Origin of the sequence: Halomonas sp. AOP43-D1-4, from assembly GCF_052446175.1 — a bacterium.
GTDB lineage: Bacteria > Pseudomonadota > Gammaproteobacteria > Pseudomonadales > Halomonadaceae > Vreelandella > Vreelandella citrativorans.
Genome location: NZ_JBQSVY010000007.1, coordinates 118,497 through 144,682, shown reverse-complemented (window position 1 = coordinate 144,682; position 26,186 = coordinate 118,497). Strand labels below are relative to the sequence as shown.

General features: G+C 55.4%; 26 protein-coding genes and 2 pseudogenes. 17 read left to right on the top strand and 11 right to left on the bottom strand.

Annotated features, from left to right (window positions below; translation table 11 throughout):
• The first annotated feature begins 18 nt into the window (after positions 1–18).
• Both ACT3RQ_RS09475 and ACT3RQ_RS09470 read left to right on the top strand, forming a co-directional pair.
• The gene (locus ACT3RQ_RS09475; protein WP_444639715.1) at positions 19–555 is read left to right on the top strand and encodes a TRAP transporter small permease; all 537 of its coding nucleotides are present in this window, start codon (positions 19–21) and stop codon (positions 553–555) included.
• A 1-nt stretch (position 556) separates the two neighbouring features.
• Positions 557–1,837, top strand: coding sequence for a TRAP transporter large permease (locus ACT3RQ_RS09470; RefSeq protein WP_444639716.1), 1,281 nt, complete (start codon positions 557–559; stop codon positions 1,835–1,837).
• A 9-nt stretch (positions 1,838–1,846) separates the two neighbouring features.
• Here the strand turns inward: ACT3RQ_RS09470 and ACT3RQ_RS09465 are convergent, their stop codons facing one another.
• Positions 1,847–2,812 carry a LacI family DNA-binding transcriptional regulator gene (locus ACT3RQ_RS09465; protein WP_444680353.1) on the bottom strand — a complete coding sequence of 322 codons (966 nt, stop codon included), beginning with the start codon at positions 2,810–2,812 and terminating at the stop codon, positions 1,847–1,849.
• A 265-nt stretch (positions 2,813–3,077) separates the two neighbouring features.
• Here ACT3RQ_RS09465 and ACT3RQ_RS09460 point away from each other — a divergent pair, with 265 nt between their 5' ends.
• From ACT3RQ_RS09460 to ACT3RQ_RS09420, 9 genes and pseudogenes are all read left to right on the top strand, one after another.
• Positions 3,078–4,427, top strand: coding sequence for an LLM class flavin-dependent oxidoreductase (locus ACT3RQ_RS09460; RefSeq protein WP_444639718.1), 1,350 nt, complete (start codon positions 3,078–3,080; stop codon positions 4,425–4,427).
• Between the two features lie 48 nt (positions 4,428–4,475).
• The gene (locus ACT3RQ_RS09455) at positions 4,476–5,837 is read left to right on the top strand and encodes an acyclic terpene utilization AtuA family protein (RefSeq protein WP_444639720.1); all 1,362 of its coding nucleotides are present in this window, start codon (positions 4,476–4,478) and stop codon (positions 5,835–5,837) included.
• 5 nt (positions 5,838–5,842) lie between these two features.
• The gene (locus ACT3RQ_RS09450) at positions 5,843–6,160 is read left to right on the top strand and encodes a DUF4387 domain-containing protein (protein ID WP_444639721.1); all 318 of its coding nucleotides are present in this window, start codon (positions 5,843–5,845) and stop codon (positions 6,158–6,160) included.
• 117 nt (positions 6,161–6,277) lie between these two features.
• The gene (locus ACT3RQ_RS09445; RefSeq protein ID WP_444639722.1) at positions 6,278–7,681 is read left to right on the top strand and encodes an MFS transporter; all 1,404 of its coding nucleotides are present in this window, start codon (positions 6,278–6,280) and stop codon (positions 7,679–7,681) included.
• Positions 7,678–8,682 carry a flavin reductase gene (locus ACT3RQ_RS09440; RefSeq protein WP_444639724.1) on the top strand — a complete coding sequence of 335 codons (1,005 nt, stop codon included), beginning with the start codon at positions 7,678–7,680 and terminating at the stop codon, positions 8,680–8,682. The genes ACT3RQ_RS09445 and ACT3RQ_RS09440 overlap by 4 nt, the downstream gene beginning before the upstream one ends.
• Before the next feature lie 11 nt (positions 8,683–8,693).
• Positions 8,694–9,638 carry an MBL fold metallo-hydrolase gene (locus tag ACT3RQ_RS09435; protein ID WP_444639726.1) on the top strand — a complete coding sequence of 315 codons (945 nt, stop codon included), beginning with the start codon at positions 8,694–8,696 and terminating at the stop codon, positions 9,636–9,638.
• Positions 9,639–9,691: 53 nt separating this feature from the next.
• Positions 9,692–10,843 (top strand): zinc-dependent alcohol dehydrogenase family protein, encoded by a 1,152-nt coding sequence (locus ACT3RQ_RS09430; RefSeq protein WP_444680352.1) that lies wholly within the window; start codon positions 9,692–9,694, stop codon positions 10,841–10,843.
• A gap of 447 nt (positions 10,844–11,290) precedes the next feature.
• Positions 11,291–12,733, top strand: coding sequence for an NAD-dependent succinate-semialdehyde dehydrogenase (locus ACT3RQ_RS09425; protein WP_444639729.1), 1,443 nt, complete (start codon positions 11,291–11,293; stop codon positions 12,731–12,733).
• 177 nt (positions 12,734–12,910) lie between these two features.
• Positions 12,911–13,924 (top strand): annotated as a pseudogene (locus ACT3RQ_RS09420) (IS30 family transposase).
• Between the two features lie 514 nt (positions 13,925–14,438).
• Here ACT3RQ_RS09420 and ACT3RQ_RS09415 read toward each other — a convergent pair.
• Positions 14,439–14,939 carry a cupin domain-containing protein gene (locus tag ACT3RQ_RS09415; protein WP_444639730.1) on the bottom strand — a complete coding sequence of 167 codons (501 nt, stop codon included), beginning with the start codon at positions 14,937–14,939 and terminating at the stop codon, positions 14,439–14,441.
• Positions 14,940–15,113: 174 nt separating this feature from the next.
• Positions 15,114–15,722, bottom strand: a pseudogene (locus ACT3RQ_RS09410) (recombinase family protein).
• A gap of 300 nt (positions 15,723–16,022) precedes the next feature.
• Here ACT3RQ_RS09410 and ACT3RQ_RS09405 point away from each other — a divergent pair.
• Positions 16,023–16,178: a hypothetical protein gene (locus ACT3RQ_RS09405; RefSeq protein ID WP_444639731.1), complete on the top strand. Its 156-nt coding sequence runs from the start codon at positions 16,023–16,025 to the stop codon at positions 16,176–16,178.
• On the opposite strand, the gene ACT3RQ_RS09400 is transcribed toward ACT3RQ_RS09405, so the two are convergent.
• The 8 genes from ACT3RQ_RS09400 to coaBC form a co-directional block, all read right to left on the bottom strand.
• Positions 16,179–16,373: a hypothetical protein gene (locus ACT3RQ_RS09400; protein WP_444639733.1), complete on the bottom strand. Its 195-nt coding sequence runs from the start codon at positions 16,371–16,373 to the stop codon at positions 16,179–16,181.
• 62 nt (positions 16,374–16,435) lie between these two features.
• On the bottom strand, positions 16,436–16,807 hold the full coding sequence (locus tag ACT3RQ_RS09395; RefSeq protein ID WP_444639734.1) for a hypothetical protein: 372 nt from the start codon (positions 16,805–16,807) through the stop codon (positions 16,436–16,438).
• Between the two features lie 111 nt (positions 16,808–16,918).
• On the bottom strand, positions 16,919–17,326 hold the full coding sequence (locus ACT3RQ_RS09390; RefSeq protein ID WP_444639736.1) for a GNAT family N-acetyltransferase: 408 nt from the start codon (positions 17,324–17,326) through the stop codon (positions 16,919–16,921).
• Positions 17,327–17,536: 210 nt separating this feature from the next.
• Positions 17,537–18,145 (bottom strand): nucleoid occlusion factor SlmA, encoded by a 609-nt coding sequence (gene slmA, locus ACT3RQ_RS09385; RefSeq protein WP_444639737.1) that lies wholly within the window; start codon positions 18,143–18,145, stop codon positions 17,537–17,539.
• Between the two features lie 21 nt (positions 18,146–18,166).
• Positions 18,167–19,066 carry an acetylglutamate kinase gene (gene argB, locus ACT3RQ_RS09380; RefSeq protein ID WP_193055420.1) on the bottom strand — a complete coding sequence of 300 codons (900 nt, stop codon included), beginning with the start codon at positions 19,064–19,066 and terminating at the stop codon, positions 18,167–18,169.
• Positions 19,067–19,155: 89 nt separating this feature from the next.
• Positions 19,156–20,541, bottom strand: coding sequence for a phosphomannomutase/phosphoglucomutase (locus ACT3RQ_RS09375; protein ID WP_444639738.1), 1,386 nt, complete (start codon positions 20,539–20,541; stop codon positions 19,156–19,158).
• Between the two features lie 72 nt (positions 20,542–20,613).
• Positions 20,614–21,072, bottom strand: coding sequence for a dUTP diphosphatase (gene dut / locus ACT3RQ_RS09370; protein ID WP_172118511.1), 459 nt, complete (start codon positions 21,070–21,072; stop codon positions 20,614–20,616).
• A gap of 73 nt (positions 21,073–21,145) precedes the next feature.
• A complete protein-coding gene (gene coaBC, locus ACT3RQ_RS09365) occupies positions 21,146–22,402 on the bottom strand; it encodes a bifunctional phosphopantothenoylcysteine decarboxylase/phosphopantothenate--cysteine ligase CoaBC (RefSeq protein WP_444639739.1) in 1,257 nt (418 codons plus the stop codon).
• Positions 22,403–22,543: 141 nt separating this feature from the next.
• Here coaBC and radC point away from each other — a divergent pair, with 141 nt between their 5' ends.
• The 5 genes from radC to ACT3RQ_RS09340 all read left to right on the top strand — a co-directional run bounded on the left by radC (position 22,544) and on the right by ACT3RQ_RS09340 (position 26,141).
• On the top strand, positions 22,544–23,218 hold the full coding sequence (gene radC / locus ACT3RQ_RS09360) for a RadC family protein (protein ID WP_172118509.1): 675 nt from the start codon (positions 22,544–22,546) through the stop codon (positions 23,216–23,218).
• Between the two features lie 256 nt (positions 23,219–23,474).
• Complete coding sequence (gene rpmB / locus ACT3RQ_RS09355; protein ID WP_172118508.1) at positions 23,475–23,711, top strand: 50S ribosomal protein L28; 237 nt, start codon at positions 23,475–23,477, stop codon at positions 23,709–23,711.
• 26 nt (positions 23,712–23,737) lie between these two features.
• The gene (rpmG, locus tag ACT3RQ_RS09350; protein WP_009098622.1) at positions 23,738–23,893 is read left to right on the top strand and encodes a 50S ribosomal protein L33; all 156 of its coding nucleotides are present in this window, start codon (positions 23,738–23,740) and stop codon (positions 23,891–23,893) included.
• 180 nt (positions 23,894–24,073) lie between these two features.
• Entirely contained in the window at positions 24,074–24,901 is an 828-nt protein-coding gene (gene mutM / locus ACT3RQ_RS09345; protein ID WP_172118507.1) for a bifunctional DNA-formamidopyrimidine glycosylase/DNA-(apurinic or apyrimidinic site) lyase, read from the top strand.
• Positions 24,902–24,950: 49 nt separating this feature from the next.
• Positions 24,951–26,141, top strand: a complete 1,191-nt coding sequence (locus tag ACT3RQ_RS09340) for a class I SAM-dependent rRNA methyltransferase (protein ID WP_444621790.1) — start codon at positions 24,951–24,953, stop codon at positions 26,139–26,141.
• Positions 26,142–26,186: the final 45 nt, after the last annotated feature.

Here is a 26,186-nt window from a genome sequence, read left to right as displayed (position 1 = left end):
GCTTTAGAGATGACTGCTATGTCTGATACCCGTTTCAATCACGCCCTTCTCACCTGGCGCCGGCTCGTCCGCGGTTTGGGTGAGGCCGCATCCTGGATCTATTTCTGCATAGGTATCGCGGTAGCGTATGAGGTCGTGTCGCGATATTTCTTCAATAGTCCTACTGCCTGGGTCGAGGAAATATCGCGGGTCGGCATGGTGTGGGCAACCTTCGCGCTGCTGGCGCCATGTCTCAACCATCGCCAGATGATCTCCATTACGCTGCTTTACAATAGCGTGGGTCGCAGAGTCGGACTGCTGCTGGATTTGTTGCAGTTATTGGCCATGATCGCCGTCGGAGCGCTGGTCGGCTGGTTTGCCTTCGTGCAGATGGTGCAGTCGATCGAGATGGGGCGTGCCACTGCAACCAGCATGTCGCTGCCCTACTGGATCTTTCATCTCGCGTTGGTGATCGGCTTTGCGCTGCTCGGAGTACAGGCGATTCTGGAGATGATCTGGATCTGTTTAAGCGGTGAGCGTTTGTTCGATAAAAAAGACAGCGAGGATGCGCACTGATATGGATACCCTCATTATCCTCTGCGGGCTTTTGGCGCTACTACTGACAGGAATCCCAGTCGGCATTGCGCTGACGCTGATGGGAATCGCGCTGATTCTGTCTTTGGGCGTGCCGCTAGCAAGCATTCCTCAGGAGTTTCTCGGCTCGATAAACAGTTTCATCCTGCTGGCAGTTCCGATCTTTCTGCTGACATCCAATATTCTGCTCAAGGCGGGTGTGGCGCGTGATCTTTTCGATGCTGTTCACAGCTGGATGGGGAGCGTTCGCGGCGGTGTCGCCATCGCCACCATTCTCTCCTGCGGCATCTTTGCTGCGATCTCTGGCTCGTCCGTCGCCGTTGCCGCCATGATTGGCACCGTGGCGATCCCCGAAATGACTAGTCGCGGCTATGACAAGCGCTTCGTCATGGGGACGCTGGCCGCTGGGGCCACGCTGGGCATACTCATTCCTCCGTCGATTCCGCTGATCATCTACTCGGCAGTGGCCGAGCAATCGACTGCCAGCATGTTCCTAGCCGGTATCGGTCCGGGACTTCTGCTAATCGGGCTGTTTCTCTGCTACTGCGTGATCAAGTCGTTCATGGGCGGCGCGCCAATCGCGGACAAGGGGGAGGGTGGGGATGCCAATGCCCGGTTCCGGGCGACGCTCAAGGCGCTACCCACTCTCGGCATCGCTTTCACCATGATCGGGGGGATCTATGCTGGGGTCTTCACCCCAACGGAATCCGCGGCGGTCGGGCTGGTTCTCAGCCTAGTCTATGTGCTGGTGTTCAAACGTACCATTGCGCTTCACCAGTTACGCGAGGCGGTAACGGAGGCGGGGCTTACCACGTCAAAGCTTCTGCTGATCATTGCCGGGGCCAGTGTCTTTGGTAAGGGCATCATGCTCTATCGGATTCCCTACGAGGTCTCCAGCTGGATCGCCTCGAGTATTGCGACACCGTTCATGTTCTTCCTTGTCGTGATGCTCGTGCTGCTACTGCTGGGACTCTTCCTAGAAGGCATTGCCATGATTCTCATAGTACTGCCGATCCTACTGCCCTCGCTCGGCGTTCACGGTCTGGATCCAGTGTGGTTTGGGATCTTCTTCGTGCTGATGATCGAACTGGCTCTAATTACGCCGCCGGTGGGCATGAATCTGTTCGTCATACAGTCCGTGGCGGGGTCGCCGTTGAAGGATGTGGTGCGCGGGGTGCTGCCCTACGTAGTGATCATACTGGCGACGGTCTTCATCATCTATTTCTTCCCACAGGTGGTGCTCTATATCCCGTTTTATAGCTGAGTGGGGTAGTCAGCGTGAGCCGCTGGAACTGCGAATGATCAGCTTCCCTCTGAGGCTGACGGTTTCATCAGGTAGATGGGGACTCTCGACGCGGCTGGCAAGCATAGCGAAAGCCCGCTCGATCATCACCGACAATGGCTGCTCGATGGTGGTCAGGTCGTAAATCGGGCGGGCCGAGGAGGGCAGGCCATCGAAGCCCACCACGGCGATATCGTCGGGTACTTTTATGCCATGCAGGCGCAGCGCGTCGAGTAGCCCCATTGCCATGATATCGCTAAGTGCGAAAACAGCATCGGGTCGGCGCGATTTCGACAGTTTTACTAGCTCCAGTCCCGCCTCATAGCCGCCGTAGTAATGGGACTTGCCGTCGTAACGGTGCTTGAGCTTCAAGCCAGCCTGTGCCAGTTCGCCGGTGAAGGCATTTTCGCGTTCCTGAGCAGTCGAGCTGTGTGAAGACGTGGTCACGATGGCAAATTTCTCGCGCCCGTTATCGATCAGCAAGCGTGCTAGATCGCGTCCGCCGGAGAAGTTGTCGCAGGTCACGGCGCAGCCGTGCTGGAGCGCAACGCGGTTGACCATCACCAAGGGAACAGTATTTTTCTCACAGACCTCGGCCACTCTTGAACTCTGTATCGCGGATGAGGCCAGGCAGCCGTCGACCTGATACTGCAGTAGTGCCTCGGTCGTTCGCTCTTCGACCGGCCCAGAGCCTGCGTGAATGACCAGAAAGCGATATCCCAAGGCCTCCGCCTGGCGGGTCGCCTCGTGTAATAGCTCAGTATAGAAAGGGTTGGTGGAGGGGCCGAGTACCAAACCGTAAAGACCGCTACGTCCCGACGAGAGCGTTCTAGCTAGCACGTTGGGAGTGTATCCGTGCTCGTGTGCCAAAGCCAAGATGCGCTCCCGGGTCTTTTTCGAGATACGCGTATCTCCACGTAACGCGCGAGTCACCGTGGAGGGCGCAACTCCCGCCATTTGCGAGAGCGTGACGATGGTGGCGCGGCGGCTGTCGGATAACATTGGCGTCTGCTTTATGCGTGAGATTGACTGCGTGAGCTTAACGTAAATGACGCGCTCATTTCATACCTATGTTATCTCGTGGGCTTGCTCGGCGCATCCTTATTAGCCTTATTGCTAATAGAGAAGCACTTGTCATGAATAAAAATCGGTCATAGACTCCAAAGTTGCGCAAACGTTTGCGCACCCAATGAAATTATCGAGCTTAGTGAGGTCGACTCCGATGGCAGAAACGAAACGTCAGATGAAAATGGTGGGTTTCCTGCAAGCCCAGAACTGCTCGATTGCGCCCGGATCGTGGCGCCATCCGGCCAGCGCGACGGACTTCCTGACGCCCGAGTATTACCAGCGCATTGGACGCGTGCTGGAGGAAGGCAAGTTCCATCTGGCCTTCTTCGACGATCGCTTGGCGATGCCGGACATCTACCAAGATGATCACGGCGAAGCCGTCGAGAACGGTGTGCGCGTTGTCAAAATGGATCCGGTGTCGATCATCTCGGCGATCGCAATGGCCACGAGCCGAATCGGGCTGGGCATTACCTACTCGACCACCTACTACGAGCCGTTCCACGTTGCTCGGCTCTTTGCCACGCTGGATCTAATGAGCAAGGGGCGTGCCGCGTGGAATGTGGTGACGTCACTAAACAACTCTGAAGCCGCCAATTTTGGGCGCACCGAGCATCTGGCCCACGATCTCCGCTACGAGCGTGCCGATGAATTCCTGGAAGTCGTACAGGGACTCTGGAACAGCTGGGACGGAGACGCCCTGGTCGTTGATAAACAGAGCGGTCAGTTCGCCCATGCCGACAAGGTTCATCGACTTTCTCACGAGGGTAAATTCTTCTCCTCCCGTGGCCCGCTACCTGTGCCGCGTTCGCCTCAAGGCCAACCGGTGTTGATCCAGGCTGGTCAGAGCGGCCGCGGAAGGAAGTTCGCCGGGCGTTGGGGTGAACTGATCTTTGTTGTCTATCCCAACCTAGAAGCGGGCAAGAAGCAGTATGCCGCGGTCAAGCAGGAGGTCGAGGCGGCTGGGCGCAACCCCGACGACGTAGCGATCTGCCCGGCCTGCTATGTCTGCGTCGGTGAGACCCAAGAAATCGCCGAAGAGAAGCGCGAATATATTCGCAATCTAGCCAAGCCGATCGATGCTCTGGTGCTTCTCTCGGAAGCGCTCAATTACGACTTCGGCAGCAAGTCAATGGACGACGAGTTCACCGACGAAGAACTCGAGAAACTCTCCTGGACCGGTTTCCGCGAGCGTGTGGTAGATCTGAGTGGCAAGCCCAACCCGACGGTGCGTGACTTCGTTCACTTCTCGGGGCGCGGGACCATCGGTGAATTTCCGATTTTCTGCGGTACCCCCATTGCGGTCGCCGACCAGATGGAAAAGTGGTTCGTCGAGCGCGCCTGCGACGGCTTCGTGCTCGCCGCTACTCATACCCCCGGCGCCTTTGAGGATTTCACCCGTATGGTGGTCCCCGAGCTTCAGAGACGCGGGCTCTATCACCACGACTATCCGGGCACTACTCTGCGCGACAGCTTAGGCCTGAAGGTGCCTGGTCGCTCAGTTTGATTGTCGCAAGCAAACGCCGTGATTTACCGCTTATTACGTGAGGCTGATATGAAAGAATTTCGAATGTTGTCGACGAGTGGAATCCTCGGCTACGGCTTCGCCGAGGAGTCGCTCAAGATCGGGATGTCCTGGGATCCCCACGTCATCGGTTGCGACGGTGGAAGCACGGATCCTGGGCCTTATTACCTCGGCGCCGGCAAGTCATTCTGTTCCCGGCTCTCGGTCAAGCGCGACCTGCGCCTAATGCTTCTGGCGAGCGTCGAAGCAAGAGTGCCGTGCATCGTCGGAACCGCAGGTGGCTCCGGCGGTGAACCACACTTGCAGGACATGGCGGCGCTGGTACGCGAGATCGCCCGGGAGGAGAAGCTGTCGTTTAAAATGGCTCTGATCCACTCTGAGCAGTCCAAGGAAGACGTGAAAGCGTGGATCGATGCGGGTGCGACAAAGCCGTTGGCACGTATGGCGCCACTCGATACGGCGACGGTCGATCGAGCCGAACGAATCGTGGCGATGATGGGCCCGGAGCCCTTCGCCAAAGCGCTCGACGAAGGGGCGCAGGTCATTCTCGCCGGGCGCAGCAGTGACCCCGCTCAATGGGCCGCGCCGGCGATCCGCGCAGGTATGTCACCGGCGCCTTCCTGGTACGCCGGCAAGATGCTCGAGTGCGGCGCCGAGCCCACCGTGCCTAAGGAGCCGGACTGCATTTTTCTGCGCGTGCGCGAGGATCATGTCGTGTGCGAGCCGCCCAATCCGATTCGGCGTTCTACCCCGCTGGCTGTGGCCAACTTCGCGATGCACGAGAATGCCAGCCCGATTCATCACATCGAACCTGGTGGGCTCCTCGATACCAGCGAGTGTCGCTTCGAAGCCCTCAATGACCGTGCGGTGAAAATCGATGGCATGACCTGGCAGCCCGCCGAGCGTTACACCGTCAAGCTCGAGGGCGTCGAGAGCATGGGCTATCGTGCGATCACGCTGTGTGGTACCCGCGACCCGATACTGATCCGCCAGATCGACGACTATCTGGCGGTGCACCGCGAGAAGGTGATGAGCAAGGCTGAATCCTTCGGTGTCTCTCGCGAGGATTATTCGCTGATCGTGCACTGCTATGGCCGCAACGGCGTTATGGGCGACTGGGAGCCGCTCGAGACGTTCGAGTCTCACGAGCTCGGCTTTGTGATTGAGGTCGTCGGCAAGACCCAGGAGGCCGCCAACGCCGTGCTGGCCATGGCGAGAACCTCAATGCTCCATGCCGACTTCCAGGGACGACTGTGCAAGGAGGGTAACATGGCTTTCCCGTTCAGCCCCTCCGATATCGAGATGGGGGAGTGCTATCGCTTCAGTATTTTCCATGTCGTCGAGCTCGATGATCCCTGTTCAATCTTTCCTATCGAATATGAAGAGGTTTGACGACCATGGCTTTGATCAAAGACATCGCACAAATCTGCAAAAGCAAGAATGCTGGCCCTTTCTATATCACTATTGATGTCCTTTTTGAGGATCCAGAGACCTACGCCAAAGTCAAAAAGACTGGCGTACTCTGTGCCGCGCTGTTCTCTCGGCTTTATGGGGTCGAAGAGAATGACGTGCTTTTCACGCCTTACGACACGGCTTTGGCGTTCAAAGCGACCCTGCCACGCACTATTCCTGCTGGAGATTTAGGGGATACCGACGTTTACGGGGCACAGCAGCATGCTCCGTTGCTCGACGTCGATATACCCATCTCGGCTTAGTCAATAGCGACTGGGCAAGGCACTCGACTACTAGTGGCACGACTTTAACGCTTCCGTTCGGCGATGACCAATCGTCGGGCGGGCTGGAAAGGTCATGGCCCGAAGAGGTGAATAACAATGACAACTCAGACATCCGATATCCGCAAAGTCGCGCTGGCAAGCTATGTCGGCTCGACTTTGGAATGGTACGACTTTTTTATATTCGGTACCGCAGCTGCACTGGTCTTCAATCAGCTGTTCTTTCCAGATTTCGATCCCCTGACAGGTACGATTGCTGCCTTCGCGACATTCGCCGTGGGCTTCATCGCGCGTCCGCTGGGCGGCATCGTCTTCGGCCACTATGGTGATCGCATTGGGCGCAAGGCGATGTTGGTGCTGAGCCTGACAATGATGGGCGGAGTAACCTTCCTGATCGGATTGGTGCCTACCTATGCCTCGATTGGCATCTGGGCGCCGATCCTGGTCACGTTGCTGCGGTTCCTACAGGGATTCGCGGTTGGGGGCGAATGGGGCGGGGCTACGCTGATGGTTGTTGAGCACGCGCCACAGAGGCAGCGTGGCTTTTATGGGAGCTGGCCGCAGATGGGCATCCCATCGGCATTGCTGCTTTCATCCGGCGTGATGGCTGCGGTGAGCGCTCTGCTTAGCGAAGCGCAGTTCATGGCATGGGGTTGGCGATTACCCTTTCTATTCAGCGGCGTACTGCTGGTGTTGGGCATCGTATTACGTTGGACTCTCTCGGAGTCGCCGAGCTTTCGTAAAATTCAGGAGAGTGGCGAACGCGAGAAGTTCCCAGCAGCCCGAGTGTTTCGTCAGCATGGTCGCAAGACGTTTCGGCTAGTGGCTTCACAAGCCGCTGAGAACGTCAGTTTTTACGTGCTGGCCGTTTATTCGCTCTCGTATCTGACCACCGTGGTGGGCATGGAGAGATCTACCGTGCTCGAGTCACTGATGATAGCGGCCGTCTTTTGCGTAATAGCACAGCCGATCTTCGGTGCACTTTCCGATCGGATCGGCCGTCGGAAAGTCTTCGCCGGTGGCATGATCTTCAACGGCCTCTTCATTATTCCGTTTTTCTTGCTGCTCGACATGCAAAATGCCATGGCAGTGACGATCGGAATGACGGTGGCAATTGTCTTCGGGCAGGCCACAACCCAATCTACCCAGCCGAGTCTGTTCGCTGAGCAGTACGACGCATCAATGCGCTATAGCGGTGTCTCCATTGCCTATCAGTTCGCTACTGTGATCTGGAGTGGTCCCACACCCATCATCGCAGCAACGCTGTGGGCGTGGACAGGCAGCTGGATTCCGCTGGCACTTTATATCATCGCAGCGGCCTGCCTCTCCGTATTCTCGATTCTGCCGTTGCGTGAAGCAGCCGGAGCATCACTCGAGGCAGCCGATGGCAGCATTCAAGATGCGTCGGGACAACCCCACGGCCGCGACCACGAGACGTCCGTACACCCAAAATCAGGTGCCTCGGTCGTCGGCATACAAGGTACTAAAGGAGGAGCATTATGAGCGACGAAAAACGTATCCTGAGGAACGCTCTCGGGGCATTCGCCACTGGCGTGACGATTGTCACGACCAAGACACAGGACGGCAAAGATCTGGGGAGAACCGCCAATAGCTTCAGCTCCGTCTCGCTCGATCCACCGCTAATATTATGGAGTCTGTCGAAAACTTCCTCGTCTTTCGATGCCTTCAAGCAGGCGGACTACTTCGCAGTGCATATCCTTTCTGCCGATCAGGACGCGCTATCGGGAACCTTCGCCTCTTCATCGGCGAATTCATTCGACCACGTGGCTGTCAAGCGCGGACACGATAGCATACCCCTGATCGAGGAGTGTGCGGCGCGATTCGAGTGCAAGACGACCTATCAGTACGAGGGCGGCGACCACATCATTTTCGTAGGTGAAGTGATTGATTTCCAGCACTCGTCGACGCCGCCGCTGCTCTTTCACGGCGGCCGCTATGGTCAACTGGTGAGCCATAATCAGGCTGAGCTCTCTTTCGCCCGTCGTGCCGAGAGCCTCTCGCCAGAAGACTTCATTTACCTGATTTCTCGCGTGTTCTATCGGATCCGCGAGGCGGCCGTCGCCGAGCGAAAAAGACGCGGCTGGAGCGGTGCCAATTACGCCGTAATGACGTTGCTCGGGCATGAGGATGGCCGAACGCTTGACGAAATCTATCAGATCGGTCGCTCACGGGGTGATGAGGTCAACCAAGAAACATTAGAGGATCTTAAGCACCGCGGTTTAATCGAATTACACCCCAGCGGTAACGACGACATGTCAAGAGCTTGGCTTTCTTCCGACGGTAGGCGCGCGATGATTGAAATTGTGGCGATACTCAAGTCATCAGAGGCACAGTGCTTGACGCCGATGGAAGACAACGACATTCGCGTACTTAAACAACTGTTGAGTAAGCTCGCGATAGATGAAGCGGGCTCCGGCTGGCCGCCTATGCCGAGTGTGGCGACGCAAGAAGCCGGAGAGACGACAGACGCCGAGCAACGCTAGGGAGGCAAGTCATGAGCGACTTTTGCGTAGGCGATATAAGAGTGCGCGCTGTGCGAGAGATAGAGGACCACTCTTTCGAGATTCGTCAGTTCTTTCCCAAGGCCGACGAGGCGAGCCTGGCGGCCGAGAGCGACTGGTTGGCACCGCCTTTTCTCGACCCAGAGACCCGCTGCATCACGCTTAGCATTCATACTTGGGTGATCGATACCGGCAAGCATCGCGTGCTAGTGGATACCTGTGTGGGCAATAACAAGGAGCGCCACGCTCGAACTCATTGGACGCACTTGCAAACGCCTTTTCTCGAGCGCTTAGCAGACGCTGGCATTTCGCCGGAAAGCGTTGATTACGTGTTGTGTACTCATCTTCACGCTGACCACGTCGGCTGGAATACGCAACTAATCGACGGTGAGTGGCGGCCAACGTTCCCTAACGCTACCTATCTCATCGGGAGAGTCGAGTACGACTACTGGGAGAAGGCTGCCCACGACGACGATGGCACCGGACATCACCTAGCGGCCTACCGCGACAGTGTGCTACCGGTGATTGAGGCCGGCCAGGTCGAGATCATAAATGATGGCTTCACTATTGACGACTGCCTCAGCGTGCATCCGGCGCCGGGGCACACGCCGGGACATGTAGCCCTCTGGCTGCGCTCGCGCGGTGCCTCATGCGTTTTTACTGGCGACATCATTCATCACCCCATACAGCTACGCTACCCCCACTGGAGCTGCATCGGCTGCGCAGAACCCGAGCAGGCCAATGAGACCCGGCGCCAGCTGGTCGAGAAGATCACCGACACCTCGACGCTTCTGATGACCGGCCACTTCATTGCTCCGCACGCGGGCCGAGTTCGCACGCGGAAGGGCAACATGGAATTCGAATTCGCCGAAGATGGTGAAATCGGTGGACGGGATTTTCCTGCTCCAAAAATCCTTAGTTTTTCACCCTTCGCCTAATTCGCCCCTAAAAAGGTCAGTTCACAAACTTTGATCACTACGGAGACCGCCTCATGAAAACTCGAGCTGCCGTTCTAAGGGAAATGAAACCCGCTAAACCCTACAGCGCGAGCCGCCCATTGGAATTGGTGGATCTTGAGCTCGACGATCCAGGCTCGGGCGAGGTACTGGTTAGAATCCGCGCCGCAGGACTGTGTCACTCTGATTTATCCGTGATCAACGGCAACCGACCCAGGCCCATGCCAATGGCGCTCGGTCACGAGGCGGCGGGAGAGGTCGTAGCGCTGGGCGATCACGTCGACGATCTCGCCGTGGGCGACCACGTCGACGATCTCGCCGTGGGCGACCACGTAGTGCTCACGTTCGTACCCAGTTGCGGGCATTGCTTGCCTTGCGCGGAGGGGCGGCCAGCGCTTTGTGAACCCGGTGCCGCAGCGAACGCGGCCGGTACGTTGCTCTCGGGCCATATTCGGTTTCGAGGTCAAGACACGGAGATTCATCATCACCTGGGCTGCTCCGCATTTGCCGAATACGCTGTGGTGTCGCGTCGCTCCTTGGTCAAGATCGATTCAGCTCTATCATTCGCCGAGGCGGCTTTGTTTGGTTGCGCGGTGTTGACCGGGGTAGGCGCCGTCATAAATACAGCGAAGCTTCAGGCTGGTCAGACCGCAGTCGTGATCGGTTTGGGGGGTGTCGGGCTGGCCGCGCTACTTGGTGCCTTGGCGGCCGGTGCCGAACAGGTTATTGCTATCGATCTCTCCGATGAGAAACTCGTGATCGCCCGTGAATTGGGAGCCACAACGACAATCAATGCAGCGGAGCCGGACGCGATCGAGCGAGTCCGCGAACTCACCAGAGGTGGAGCGGATGTCGTACTCGAGTTCGCGGGGTCGGGCAAGGCGCTGGAAACCGCTTATCGGATGACGCGGCGGGGAGGAACCACCGTAACGGCAGGGCTGCCTGCGCCCCATGTCGATTTGCCGGTCAATATCGTCAGTCTGGTTGCTGAAGAGCGAACTTTGAAGGGCAGCTATATCGGTACCTGCGTACCGGTGAGAGACATTCCGAGATATATAGCGCTCTATCGAGCCGGAAAGCTACCCGTGGATCGCCTGTTGAGCGACATTATCTCTCTCGAGGAGATCAATGAAGGCTTCGATAGGTTGGATCGAGGGGAAGTTATTCGGCTGGTGGTCGAGTTCTAAGAGGGTGTTTATAAATATTTCAGGCTATGTGAGTTAACTGGCGGAGCAGTTGGCGGCTGCCAGCCAACTTAATTCACAGAGTTGGGCGCGTCGGTCATAAGGCATCACCAGCCGACGTGCCATTTCGCTCCAGATGCGTCGCTCGATGCCCTAGTGTTTTGGGAGGGCAATGGTTCCCTTAGCATTCGGCTTCCGTAATGAAGAGTTCTCCTAGCTCAGCGTTCAATACCGGCCCGTTGGCATAGTCCGAATGGCGCACTACCTCTGCGTAATGCCGCCCAGCTCGCAAATGCCTGGGCAGGTTGCGCTACGTAGGGTGCTAGGGCGATCTAGACAGAAATAAAGTTCAACATACAACCGTGCGGTTAGCTATTCCCATCGGAATATATTGATCCTGGTCGAGTAGGGGTAGTGAGCCTTCTAATTAGTTCTAAAAAGGAAAATTCCATGTCGTTACCCGAGTTGCTAGTAACCAAAGCCTATATTAATGGTCAGTGGCGTGATGCTCCCCATCATTTTGCTATCACCAATCCAGTAACGGGTGAATTGCTGGCTGAGGTTCCTGATCTGGATCCTGCCGCGGCGCGCGAGGCTATTGCAGCTGCAGAGGCTGCCTGGCCTGCCTGGAGAAAGCGCACGGTAAAGGATAGGGCGGCTCTGCTTCGAAATTGGTATGAGCGTATCATGGCCAATCAGGAGGCTCTGGCTCGGTTGATGACAATGGAGCAGGGTAAGCCGCTGGCTGAGTCTCGTGGAGAAGTGGCTTATGGAGCTTCTTTCGTCGAGTTTTATGCTGAAGAAGCCAAGCGCATGGCTGGGGAGACTCTGCCCAGTCATGGCGTCAACAAGCGTATCCTGGTATTCCGTGAATCGATAGGTGTAGTCGCGGCGATCACGCCATGGAACTTTCCGCTGGCCATGATCACCCGAAAATGTGCTCCGGCCATGGCGGCTGGTTGCCCTGTGGTGATCAAGCCCGCCGAGTCCACTCCACTGACCGCGCTTGCGCTGGCGCGTTTAGCGGATGATGCTGGTATACCTGCGGGCGTACTCAATGTGATTACCGCCGAGCAACCCGCAGCTATTGGCGAGGTTTTAACCTCTGATACTCGTGTTCGTAAGGTATCCTTTACAGGCTCTACCCCTGTAGGTAAGCGGTTGTTGGCTCAATGTGCGGATACAGTTAAGAAAGCGTCCATGGAGTTGGGCGGTAATGCTCCCTTCATCGTATTTGATGACGCCGACCTGGATGCAGCAGTGGAGGGTGCCATTGCGTCAAAATTTCGCAACTCAGGACAAACGTGCGTTTGCGCCAATCGACTTCTAGTTCAAGCTGACGTATATGATGCTTTCCTTGACAAATTGTCGGTACGTATACGGGAACTTAACGTCGGTAATGGCTTAGATGAAGGTGTAGATCAAGGACCGCTGATTAACCAAGCTGCGGTGGATAAAATTCAATCCCACATCAAAGATGCTTTGAGCAAGGGCGCCCGTCTTGTCTGTGGGGGTAAGCCCCACGAGCTGGGCGGCACATTTTTTGAGCCTACCTTGTTAGCTGATGTTACCTCTGAGATGCTCGTGGCGCGAGAGGAAACGTTTGGCCCTTTAGCCCCTGTATTCCGGTTTGAGACGGATGAGGAGGCCATTGCTATGGCAAATGATACCGAATTCGGCTTGGCTGCGTATTTCTTTGCTCGAGATTACCAGCGTATTTGGCACGTCATGGAAAGTCTGGAATGTGGCATGATTGCTGTCAATGAAGGTTTGCTAACTACAGAATTAGCCCCTTTTGGTGGCATTAAAGAATCGGGCCTTGGGAGGGAGGGGGCTCATTATGGTCTGGATGAATTTACAGAGCTGAAATATGTCTGTCTAGGAGGGCTATAGTGAGAAGCGGCTGTAAAACTAGCTAGCGCCCATCGAGAAACACATATTTTCAGTCAGTTCAGCTCGCCCCTGGGAATCGGGTTGAGCTGAGCGCCCTCAGAAAATTGAAAGCGGCTAAATACGAGGGCGGTCTCAGTGACCAAGTGCAACACCTGACCTATCAGGTATCGTACTGCCATGTCACATTGCTACCACCATCTCGCCCCTGAAGATCGAGCCGCCATTATGCAGATGCAGGCAAGCCATTCCATCCGCGCTACCGCCCGACATATCGGACGAGCACCCAGTACGGTATCCCGAGAAATAGCTCGGCATGCCTTCAGGGCAGATCAACGCTACGACGCCAGCCTAGCCGGACATCGGGCTCGATTGGCGCGTCATCGATCACGTCGCCAGCCCAAGCTGCATCCCGGTGGAGAGCTGTTCGAACTGGTGGGTACCTGCTTCGCAAGTACTGGTCACCTCAACAAATAGCGCGCACACTGAGAGTTATGTGTCCCAATGATTCCCGCCGTCGGGTATCGCATGAAGCTATCTATAACCCGCTTTACGTGATGCCACGCGGCACGCTCAAGAAAGAACTCGTTGCCTGTTTACGCCAGGGAAACGGCAAGCGCCGGCCCCGTAGTCGTGGCAAGGACCGACGTGGTTAATTACCGGATCTGGTCAGCATCCACCCCCGCCCACCCGAGACCGAAGATCGTCTTATGCCCGGCCACTGGGAAGGCGACTTAATCATGGGCGCTGATAATCAGTCAGCCGTCGGCACCCTGGTGGAACGCACAACCCTCCTGGTGGTCCTGGCGAAGATGCATGGCACCACGGCAACCGCGGCCTCCATCGGCTTCAGTGACAAGCTCAACGAGGTGCCACGAGCGCTACGGTTATGACCTACGATCAAGGCAAGGAAATGGCCGCCATGCCGAGATTACCCAGAAGACGGGCACGGCGATTTACTTTGCCGATCCGCATAGTCCTTGGCAGCGCGGTTCCAACGAAATCACCAATGGTCTGCTTCGTCAGTACTTGACAAAAGGCACAGACCTATCTGTCTACAGCCAGGAAGAACTCGATGCGATCGCCGATTCGATGAATACACGACCCCGTATGACATTGGACTGGCGCACGCCGCTGGAAGTTTACGCAGAAGTCCTTAGAAAATCAGTCGCTGGACCAGACACACTTCAATAGTGTTGCGCTTGGAATTTGAGATCGCCATGTCTAATAGGTCCGTTGGCGTTGATTTCCGGTGCCTACCCGAAGCATTGGATCAAGCGGTGAGGCTCTAGGAGGGCCATAGTGAAACGTCGGCGTCGGTCATAAATACAGAATCTGGCTAGACTCTGATTAACAAATTCATTTCTAGTAATCTTGAATTCAATCAATAAGCGCAGCACCTGCGGTATGTCCACCAGTGCTTCGACTGCCAGCGTCTGGTATTCCTGGATATTCTACTTGAGCTTCATGGCGATTCTGTTTGATCTTCTCTCTGTAAATTCTCTGCAATTCGCCTATGCAGAGAGGAGCAAGATGCTGATTTTAAAGAATTGTCTGAGATGTGAATCGTCCTACTAGGTACTCTTTGCCGCCATGTCCGCTGTGGGTCGTATTCCGCTATTAAACGGACGTTCAGCGTGGGCCGACATAACGCCGCGCTCTGCCGGTGCCCCGACAGTGACGATCGACTGCAGCTACTTGTTGGGCGCTACTCAATTGGTTGATCCTTGCTTTCCCCGTCGTAATAATCCACAACCGAGGAAGTGCGGTGGAGCTGCCTCAGGCTGGGCGCCTCGGCCGCATCGGCGTAGACGCCGATTTTGTCTGAGTCCGGATATTCGCAGATCTCTACTTCTGCCACATTCGACAATGACAGATAGCGCATAGGTTTGCTGCCAGTGTTGATAAGCTGATGAGCGACCTCAGCGCCGCCAGTGGGGCATGCAATGACATCGTGCTTGCGAATACGGTAATTCTGACCACCGAACCGCAGTTCACCCTCTCCCTCGAGGACAAGGAACACCTCTTCCTCGGCACGGTGCGAGTGGAATGGGCATTGTGCCACGCCCGGTGGCAATTCCGTCAGATTGTACCCAAGTTTTCGGGCACCAATAGCAGAACTAAACCGTGCTCGCCGATAGGTGTAGTAGCCATTTTCCTCAAGATCCTTGAGCTCGAGGTCGTCAAGATTCACAAAGGGTTTTGACATGGTTCCTCCAGGCAAACGGAGCTGACATCAACCGGTGCGCCGGCGAGAGAGATACCACTGCGCCCAATATCAATAAACGTACGTGCTGCCTTCGTCGAAATTACCGCTTCAGGTCGACACAAGAAATTGGATCGTTGCCGAAGTGAACCGCTGTCCGTTACAGGTCGTCACCAACTATACAGTTGAACTGCGGGAGAGCAGCTTTACTCCGTCTGGACGACACTCGCCCTTTGGAGACACATGCCGGTAGAGCGTCTGCCGGGTAATCCCAAGCTCCCGGCACAAGTCGCCGACCTTAGTTTCCGGCTGCCCCATGCTGGCCATCGTCAGGCGCAGCTTTGCAGCTGTCATCTTGTACGGCCGGCCACCCTTTCGGCCTCGTGCTCGTGCGGATGCGAGTCCCGCCTGCGTCCGTTCGGAAATCAGTTCACGCTCGAATTCAGATAAAGCAGCAAAGATCCCGAATACCAGCTTGCCAGCGGCAGTCGTGGTGTCAATGGATGCACCATGACCGGTCAGCACCTTTAGGCCGATGCCGCAGCCGGTTAGGTCATGGACGGTATTGATCAGATGGCGCAGGTCGCGCCCGAGTCAGTCCAGCTTCCACACGACCAAAGTGTCTCCTGGCCGGAGTGCTTTCAGGCAGTTCGTCAGGCCGGGTCGATCCTCACGTTTACCGGACGCCTGGTCTTCATAGATATGTGCCGGCTCGACACCGGCAGCGCTTAGCGCGTCGCGCTGTAGGTCGGTGGCTTGGGAGCCGTCAGCCTTGGATACCCGCATGTAACCTATCAGCATGTTGCACCTGTCACATATACGTTCGATTAAGTGACAGCGTGTGCAAGGAAGTGCGGGCCGTCAAATTTTGTCACTTAACCAGTCACTTATTTTACGACATGTAAAAGGGCTATTGGGCTCATAATGTGACAGGAATCCTGAATACAGTAGTCTGGTTTTTGCTATATCGGGAACGCCCATTCGGTAAAGTGCACCAATCGTATGGCCTAACGCGTCATGCTGGCGTTTATTGCGTGCGGGAAGGTCGTTGTTTCCCTTGGGAATAACCTCCCAGGTGCGCGAGACATGGGAAATACTGCTGGAAACACTCGTCAGCTTGCTGCGCACCGCCAGCATGGTGCGCTTGAAGTGAGCGCCGAGATGGCTGCGTATGCCGGTGTTGCTAAAGCCCAGACCGAACACGCCCTGACGGCGACCGATATGCGAGCTCAATCGTCCTAATTACTCGGCGGAATTAGCGTCTTTTTCCATCTGCAGAGAAAGAATGCATAACGCAATGGTCTGCACGACTAAATAAGCGGCATGTACCACTACCATGGAGAGAGGCGATGACATTGGGTACATATCAGACATCACATAAATGCCGAAGCCGTTATGCTGGAGATAACAGAAAAAGGTATGGTCTGCGATAACCACAGCTCCCCACGTTATCGTGCGCCAGTCGCGATAGGCCAATAGCACCGACAATAAGATGAAGATCAGAAAATGCTGTCAACTTCGATCAGGCCGGAGAGCAAGTGAATCTGCAGCGCAGAGAAGACCATAATGGAAGTGGCGACCAACAGGCGCATTGCGAGTGCTGTCGGCATTAGTGTCAGCAACGGTGCTATAAGTCCGTAAAGGGGGTGCAGATGAAATCTTGGACTACATCGGAGGTAGTTCATGTATTCATCCGCACCCCCAAAGCCGACAACCTTCATCGACGTTGACATTAGGAAGATGGCGAAGAACTGCACCAGCAAGGCCCCAGCGCCGACCAGCAGCGCCGAAGCCAACGACCATGAATGGGTGCCATGGCCAGTGTCGCTACAAACAGTGAAATACGAGGTGTTCTTCCGACAACCCAGCATGTCAAGACCAACCTGACGGACCATCTATACAATTAGGGGAGTGCGGCAAATCGTAGGCCAATAGCCTCGGTTTCTATGTGGTTGTCTGCTTACCTGATGAGCTGAATAAAGTCAATTAGTAACCAAATTATTTTTCGGGGGGATTACCCTAGCAAGCGCTTTGGCAATTTCTTGGGCTTTCTCGAAAAGCAGCTTGCCGAACCCTGCTCCTTTGAACTCATGCGCGAGGTAAATTCTTTCAATCTCCAGCCCTGCTCCTTCCTGCATCTCGGTTTGAGCACTTCCCCAATTTATTTTTAGGTAGCCCGCGCATAGGCCTTCGACTTCCAGCAGCCAGAACTGGGATTGTTCGCGCTGTAACTCATTTGCCATTTGATCGACAGAAAATGCTTGGCTCAGATACTTGCTCATGACTTCGGGCGGATAGAAATCAGAAAAGGTTTCAAGGTAAGTCTTACGGCCAATATCAACGAGCCCATTAGTATCTTCGAGGGTCGCCTGTCTAATCGTTAAGCTCATTTATTTTCTCTTTGAAGCAACGCATTTTGATGGTCAGCCTGGTAGTGGCTTCTGCTATTCGTAATACCATTTATAATCTTGGGAAGATAATGATCAGCGCGATAATCGTGTGCTCAAGGTGGGTAATATTCAAAAGTGCCTTCCTGTGGCAGGGGAGAGAGCATGTTAACCAAGAATGAGCCAACGTCCCTGTTGACCAACTTGATACTCTTAGGCGGGTTGTGGCGCTTCGAGCAGTAACTGCCTTGATAGAAGCGTCCACTGATCTTCCCAGTACTCAGTGGGCAGGCGTTTAAAGTCGCTGCGCACGTATTGAGAAATGCGTCCCTCCGCCTGGGCGGCGAGCAGGTTAGCGGCCGCTGAGGCTGGAATGCTGGCGCGGCGCCCTTCGCGCAGTTCGGCTTCACGAATAATCTGCTTGAGTTGTAGTTCCAAACGCTCAAATAGCTGATGAACGCGCTGGCGCAGGCGGGCTGTTTCGCCGGTCAATACATCGCCGCCCATCACTCGGGCAAGTCCTGGGTTCTTTTCGGTAAAGCCCAGTAGTAGCGCCAGAATAGTGCCACAGCGGGGGATGGCGTCGGGCACCTCTTCTAAAATACGCGTAATGCGTGCAAAAATGCTCTCTTCAATAAAGTCGATTAAGCCCTCAAACATTCGCGCTTTGCTGGGAAAGTGGCGGTACAGTGCCGCCTCGGAAACGCCGACCTGGCGTGCAAGGGCGGCCGTGGTAATACGCTTTCCACTATCTTCTTCCAGCATTAACGCGAGTGCTTGAAGAATCTGCTCGCGACGGCGAGGTTTACGGTCGTCACTCATGACGTTAGCCCTCCGTTGCCGTTAGCTCGCGTCAGTAATAAGCGTACCTACGCCAGCGTTGGTGAAAATCTCCAACAACACTGCATGGGGAACACGACCGTCGATAATATGCGCACTGTTAACGCCATTTTTAACGGCATCAAGCGCACAGCGTATTTTGGGCAGCATGCCGCCATAAATGGTGCCGTCGGCAATCAGGGCATCCACTTGAAGCGTGCTTAGCCCGGTTAATACCTTGCCTTCCGCATCCATGAGGCCGGCGACGTTGGTCAGTAGCATTAGCTTTTCAGCGTTTAATGCCTCGGCTAATTTACCCGCCACCAGGTCGGCGTTAATGTTGTAGCTATGGCCTTCATCGTCAACGCCGATGGGCGCGATCACTGGAATGAAGTCGCGGGCAGCGAGCATTTCGATCAGGTCTGTTGAAATGGACTCGACTTCTCCCACATGTCCAATATCGATAATTTCCGGAACGGTCATTTCGGGGCTTTGGTGCTCGACCTTTAGCTGGCGAGCACGAATTTGTGCGCCATCCTTCCCTGTTAGGCCTATTGCCTTGCCACCGCTTTGGTTAATCAGGTTGACGATGCTTTTGTTCACCAGTCCGCCCAGTACCATTTCAACCACGTCCATGGTCTGGGAGTCGGTCACGCGCATCCCGTTCACAAAGCGCGATTCGATATTAAGCTTTTCAAGCAGGCTGCCAATTTGTGGACCGCCGCCATGAACCACCACGGGATTAATGCCAACTTCTTTCATTAGCACGATATCACGTGCGAAAGAGTTGATGAGCGTGTCTTCAGTCATCGCATTGCCGCCGTACTTGACCACAACGGTTTTGCCGGAGAACTGCTGAATATAGGGGAGTGCTTCGGAAAGCACCTCCACAACGACCTGCGGGTCGCGACTGGCTGAATTCATCGTGTTGTCCCTTGCTTGCTGTTTTCTTTTATCCAGATGATACGTGGCTAATGAATATTGTTATCGTGCTGCATATCACGAGTGCGCGGTTAAGCTGGCATCTCGGGAATTTTGAGTGCCGGTGCCACACGAGCTAACGCGTTGACAAAACATTCCCGTATACGCATTAGTGCCACGGCATTTTTCCCTTCAAAGCGCATCACCAAGGCAGGTGTCGTGTTGGATGCGCGACATAGGCCCCAGCCATCGGGGTAATCAACGCGAATGCCATCCAGCGTGGTTTTAATACCTTCGCCGAAGTCACCTTCACGGGCAAGTGCCTCGATCAGGCCAAATTTTTCGTCATCACTAACGAGTATATTAATTTCTGGCGTGCTTGGATCTTGAGGAAAGCGGTCAAAAAAGGCGTCTGCATCTTCGTTATAAAGCGCCAGAATTTCCAGTAGGCGCGCGGCGGAATAAAGGCCGTCATCAAAACCATACCAGCGTTCTTTGAAGAAAATATGGCCGCTCATTTCCCCGCCCAGCAGAGCGTTGGTTGCCTTCATGCGCGCTTTAATCAGCGAATGGCCGGTACGCCACATTTCTGGCTCGCCGCCCGCTTCGCTAATGACTCGGGCAAGGTTACCCGTACATTTAATATCATAGACCACCCTAGCGCTTGGGTTACGCGAAAGCATGTCGGTCGCAAAGGCCATCAGGAGGTGGTCAGCGTAGATGATGCGGCCGCGCGGTGTAACAACGGCAACTCGGTCGCCATCACCGTCAAAGGCAAGCCCGATATCCGCGCCGGTTGTCTGAACACTCTTGATCAGGTCTTGCAGGTTTTCAGGCTTGCCGGGGTCAGGGTGGTGGTTAGGAAAATGGCCGTCAATCTCACCAAACAAGACCGTTGTTTCAACCCCCAGCTGCTTGATTAGCTCGGGGCCTAGCTCACCGGCTACGCCGTTACCACAGTCTACAACAGCTTTGATAGGGCGCTTAACGCTAACATCTTCCAAAATACGGGTAAGGTACGCGTGCCGGATGTCGTATTGATGAATGCTGCCCTGGCCGCTGGTGAGGTCATGGGTGTGAATGCGTTCATACAGCGCGGCAATAGCGTCGCCTGATAATGTTTCACCTGCCAGGACAATTTTGAAGCCATTGTAGTCGGGCGGGTTATGGCTGCCGGTCACCATGACCCCTGAGCAGCTCTCAGGCATCACGTGGGTGGCAAAGTAGAGAACAGGCGTGGGCACCATGCCGATATCAATAACGTCGCGCCCAGCGGCTGTTAAGCCTCGAATCAGGGCGGCTTGCAGGCGCTCGCCGGATAAGCGACCGTCTCTGGCAACGATGACACACTGCTCACCCCGGGCGGCCGCTTCTGAACCAATCGCACGGCCAATCCACTCTGCGGTGGATTCGCTCAGCGTGTTATCGACAATGCCGCGGATATCATAGGCACGAAAAATCGAAGCAGGTACATCCATTGGCTACTCCTGTCAGCGCGTAACGTTCGCCCGAGCCTTGTTAATGACGGACAGTATTAATGCCGCCCCGTATTAATGACGGCCAGTGCTGCCAAATCCGCCGCCGCCTCGGGTGGAGTCGGTAAAGGCATCAACAATAGAGAGTTCTGCTTGCACCACCGGCACGAGAACATACTGGGCTAGCCGCTCAAAAGGCGACAGTGTAAAAGCGCTTTGGCCGCGGTTCCACACCGAAATCATCAGCTCACCCTGGTAGTCTGAATCGATCAGACCTACCAGATTGCCCAATACAATGCCGTGTTTATGGCCCAGGCCCGAGCGGGGAAGAATCATGCCAGCAAGGCTTGGGTCTTCAATATAGATGGCAAGACCCGTTCGTACGAGCTGGCATTCGCCAGGATTGAGCGTTAGCGGTTCGTCGAGCAGCGCCCGCAGGTCCATGCCCGCAGCGCCATCAGTGGCGTAGTGCGGCATGTGGTCGTGTAAGCGCTCATCAAGCACTTTGCACTGCAGGCGGGGGCGGGTGGTCATGTAGAGCTCCAACATTTAAAAAAACGATAGTAAAAAGGATATTGAAAACAGCTTTAAAAATAGGTGCTAAGGGCTAGATCAGCGCTAGCGCTTGACGAACAATGACCTGCGCAAGCTGAGTTTTTGGCTGAGGGGATTCCAAACGCTGCTCGGTGCCTTGCGCTGTGCGCCAGAGCAGCAGCGCGGCATTCTCATTGCTGCCAAAGCCCAGGCCCGCTTGAGAGACGTCATTGGCGACAATCATATCAAGCCCCTTGCGGTTAAGCTTATCGTGGGCGTAATGCTCCAGTTGCTGTGTCTCTGCGGCAAACCCTACGACCAAGGGGCGTTGTTCGGTAGGCAGCGCGGCCACATCGGCAATGATGTCAGGATTTTTGATCAGTGTAAGCGTGAACGTATCACTATCTTCCTGCTTTTTAAGCTTGTGCTCGGCAGGCGAGGCCGAGCGATAATCAGCCACTGCCGCGCAGCCAATAAACAACGCCGCCTCAGGCGCCCGGTGCATGGCTTCTTGATGCATTTGCTCGGCCGATTCAACATCAATACGCGTAACGCCGTTGGGCGTTGGCAAGGCCACAGGCCCGCTAATCAGAGTAACCGTAGCGCCCTGCGCTACCGCCGCCGCCGCCAAGGCGTAGCCCATTTTACCTGAGCTGTGATTGGATAGGTAACGCACGGGATCAAGCGCTTCACGGGTAGGGCCTGCGGTAATGACTACATGAGGGGCGTTGCCTGCCTGGGGTGCACCTGAAAAGAGGCGTGCAACAACCTCAAAGATAGCATCAGGCTCGCTCATACGCCCTGGGCCTACATCGCCACATGCCTGGTCGCCCGCCGCGGGGCCGATAAGTTGCCAGCCATCAGCGTGCAGTTGCGCTACATTGCGTTGCGTCGCCGGGTGGCGCCACATGGCCTGGTTCATGGCCGGGGCGATCAGCCTAGGGGCCTCGCTGGCCAGGCACAGCGTGGTGAGTAAATCATCCGCCATGCCGTGGACCAGCCGAGCTATCAGGTCCGCCGTTGCGGGAGCGATCAGGATAATATCCGCCCAGCGGGCGAGCTCAATATGCCCCATCCCGGCTTCCGCTTCCGGGTCAAGCAGAGACGTGCGCACCGGCTCGCCGGATAACGCCTGCAGTGTCAGTGGCGTAATAAACGCCTGAGCACCACTGGTCATTACCACACGCACTTCACAACCGGCTTGTTTAAGCAGCCGCACGATCAGCGCGCTTTTGTAAGCCGCTATGCCTGCACTAATGCCCAACAGAATGCGTTTACCTGCAAGCGTTGAGAGCGTCGTTGGAGTAACAGAGGCAGAAACAGAAACCATGGTAAAGGGCCCACATGCGCGTTCTTAAAGAGGCTTACCATACCATTCGTCTTGCTAATTTGGCATGTTGCTACAAATAATGCGTAAGCTAGGTTTACTGAGCTTTTTGCGTACATGTCTTTGGGGTGAGGAGGTAGGGGGATGGGGATAAATCATTGGCCGGAGGGTGAGCGGCCACGAGAAAAGCTATTAACCATGGGCGCGCAGACGCTTTCTGATGCAGAGTTGCTGGCGATTTTCTTGCGCGTGGGCGTGCAGGGGCGCTCGGCGGTTGATTTGGCGCGTGATCTGCTCACCGCATTTGGCGGCCTGCGTCCGCTGCTGGAAGCGGACCAGGCAAGCTTTTGCGCGGCGCACGGTTTGGGAAGTGCCAAGTTTGCCCAACTGCAGGCCACGCTTGAGATTTCAAAGCGCCATTTAGCCAGCCAATTGGCACGTGGCAACGCGCTGACATCGCCTGAACTGGTGCGTCATTACCTGAGCTCTCAACTGCGCCATTTGGGGCATGAGGAGTTCGCGGTAATTTTTTTAGACACGCAGCACCGAATTATTCGCTATGAATCCCTGTTTCGCGGTACCCTAGACAGCGCCTCCGTTTACCCCCGCGAAGTTGCCAAGCGCGCATTAGAACTTAGCGCTGGCGCCGTTATCCTGGCCCACAATCACCCCTCCGGTGTGGCTGAGCCAAGCGATGCTGACCGTCGTATCACCGAACGCTTAAAAGAGGCCCTTGGCCTCTTTGACGTACGTGTCTTGGATCATTTCGTGGTGGGAGATGGAGACGTGGTCTCTTTTGCTGAGCGCGGCTGGCTATAGGCAGTAGATAGAGGGCAGGCATTTAATGTCTGCTGTCTAGGTAAAATACCTAAAAAGTGGCTTTTTTACGCCTTTTTAGACGGTTTTGCTTGCCGGTGGTCCGGTGCTCTGGTATAAAGTGCCACCTTTAAACTTGGGTTGAATAACGGATTTGGGTACAGCTAGACGGTTAACGGCGTCGACTCCCTCTCTTCCGGTTTGCCCGACAGTTTTGAACACTCAGGCTTATATCCTGGCCAAGCGGTTGGAGGCTCTCATGTCCAAAGTATGTCAGGTTACCGGCAAGCGTCCGGTAACTGGTAATAACGTTTCACACTCCCAGCGTAAGACACGTCGTCGTTTCTTGCCGAACCTGCACTCCCATCGTTTTTGGGTTGAAGCCGAAAACCGCTTCGTCAAGCTGCGCGTTTCCTCCAAGGGCATGCGCATCATCGACAAGAAAGGTATCGAGACGGTTCTGGCTGATATCCGTAAGCGCGGCGACGCCATCTAAGACAGCATTTTTGGGAGAGTAAAACCATGCGCGATAAGATCAAGCTGGTGTCCAGTGCCGGTACAGGCCACTTCTACACCACTGATAAGAACAAGCGGAACACGCCGGATAAGTTCGAATTCAAGAAATACGACCCGGTTGTCCGTAAGCACGTTATCTACAAGGAAGCCAAGATCAAGTAATCGCGTAAGCGATGATGATCGGCTTCCACTGCAGGCGAGCGCCTGTTGAAAAACCCGGCCCGTGCCGGGTTTTTGCATACATGGGGGTTGCAGATGCAGGCGACTTAATAGTGGCTTCGCATTGCCTGCCTTGTAAGTGCCTATCCTGTCGATATCCCTATCGTTAATCAGGTTCTCTTCATGCCCGAACTGCCCGAAGTCGAAACTACCAAGCGCGGTATTGCTCCCTATTTGGAAGGCCAGGAAATTACCGAGGTGCGTGTTCGCCAGCCGCGCTTGCGTGTTCCGGTGCCTGACGATTTGGCTGAGCGTTTGGTCGGTGCGCGCATCGGCACCCTGACTCGGCGTGCCAAATACCTGCAAATCCCTGTAAAGCAGTCGCCAAACGATGCAACGTTGCTGTGGCACCTGGGAATGTCGGGCAGTTTGCGCATTGCCCAAGTGGGGGATATCCCCAAAAAGCATGATCATGTCGATGTGGTCACCGCAGACGGCTATGTGTTGCGCTATCATGACCCACGTCGCTTTGGTTTTGTGGATTGGCAGTTAGGCGATGGGACGGCAGACCGGCGCCTTGTCCACCTTGGGCCTGAGCCGTTTGATGAGGCCTTTAATGGCCAGTGGCTATATGCGCTTTCGCGTAACAAGCGCGTGGCGGTAAAACCCTTTTTAATGGATAACCGGGTCGTGGTGGGCGCGGGGAATATTTACGCCACTGAAGCGCTGTTCATGGCCGGTATTGATCCTCGTCGTGCAGCCGGGCGTATTTCTCTTGCCCGCTATGAGCAGTTAGCGGCGGCTGTAAAAGAAGTATTGGCGGCGGCTATCACTCAAGGTGGTACCACGCTGCGCGATTTTGTGAGCGGCCAGGGTGAGCCTGGTTATTTTGCTCAGCGGTTAAATGTTTATGGGCGCCAGGGGCAGCCCTGCTTACGCTGCGGTAGGGAGCTTCGGCGTATTACGCTTGGCCAGCGCGCCAGTGTGTTTTGCCCTGGCTGTCAGCATTGATAGCTGATTACCCTTTTGTTATCTGTTGTCTACGCTTTTGGAGACTGTTGTGACTCAACGCCTGCGCTTAAATAAAAACGCCGATCGCCGCTTAAAAGCAGGCCATCTGTGGATCTACTCCAACGAAGTGGATATTAAAGAAACGCCGCTTAAGAATTTCACTGCTGGCGAAACCGCGTTGGTCGAGGCCTCTAACGGTAAAGTCCTGGGCGTGGCGTATATCAATCCGCACTCGCTGATTGCGGGTCGCGTGATGTCCCGTGATCCGGACATGCGTCTGGACCGTTCACTGTTTGTGCACCGTTTCAATCAAGCGCTGTCACTGCGTCAGCGTTTATATGCCAAGCCTTTTTACCGCCTGATTCACGGTGAGGGTGACCTGTTGCCAGGTCTGGTGATTGACCGGTTTGGCGATGTATTGGTTGTTCAGCTAAATACCGCCGGCATGCAGGCGCTGGCCGATGAGATTGTCGATGCGCTTGAGAAAGTGGTTAAGCCTGACGTCATCGTGTTCCGTAACGATACCGGCGGGCGTCGTCAGGAAGGGCTGGAAACTCACGTCGATGTAGTGAAAGGCACACTGCCCGATGAAGTATTGATCGAAGAGAACGGCACACGCTTTGCCGTGCCGGTGCTTAACGGTCAGAAAACCGGTTGGTTCTTTGATCACCGCGAGAACCGTGCCTGGCTGAACCGCCAGGTGGCTGGCAAGCGCGTGCTGGATGTCTTTAGCTATGTGGGTGGCTGGGGTGTCCAGGCGGCGGCCAATGGCGCCTCTGAGGTGCTGTGTATCGATGCTTCAGGCCCCGCGCTTGAGCAAGTGGCGCGAAATGCTGAGCTTAACGGTGTGCAAGAGCAGGTCGCCATTGGCGAAGGCGATGCCTTTGAAGCTTTGGCAGCACTAAAAGCCGATGGCGAACAGTTCGACGTGGTGGTTCTGGATCCGCCTGCGTTTATCAAGAAGCGTAAGGATATTCCTAATGGCGAGCGGGCCTATGCGCGCTTGAATCGCGAAGCGATGCGTTTGCTGGGCCGCGATGGCCTGTTGCTTTCAGCGTCGTGCTCCATGCACCTGGGGGAAGATCGCTTGGTAGATGTCGTGCGAGGCGCGGTACGTCATCAGGATCGCCATGGGCAGGTGATCTTCCAGGGCCATCAAGGGCCAGATCACCCCATTCACCCGGCCATTCCAGAAACCGCTTATCTTAAAGCGCTGGGCGTGCGCGTGTTTCGCGATTAATCCATTGAGTCATTAGGCGGGGTGGGCAAGCTGGATTAGCACGGT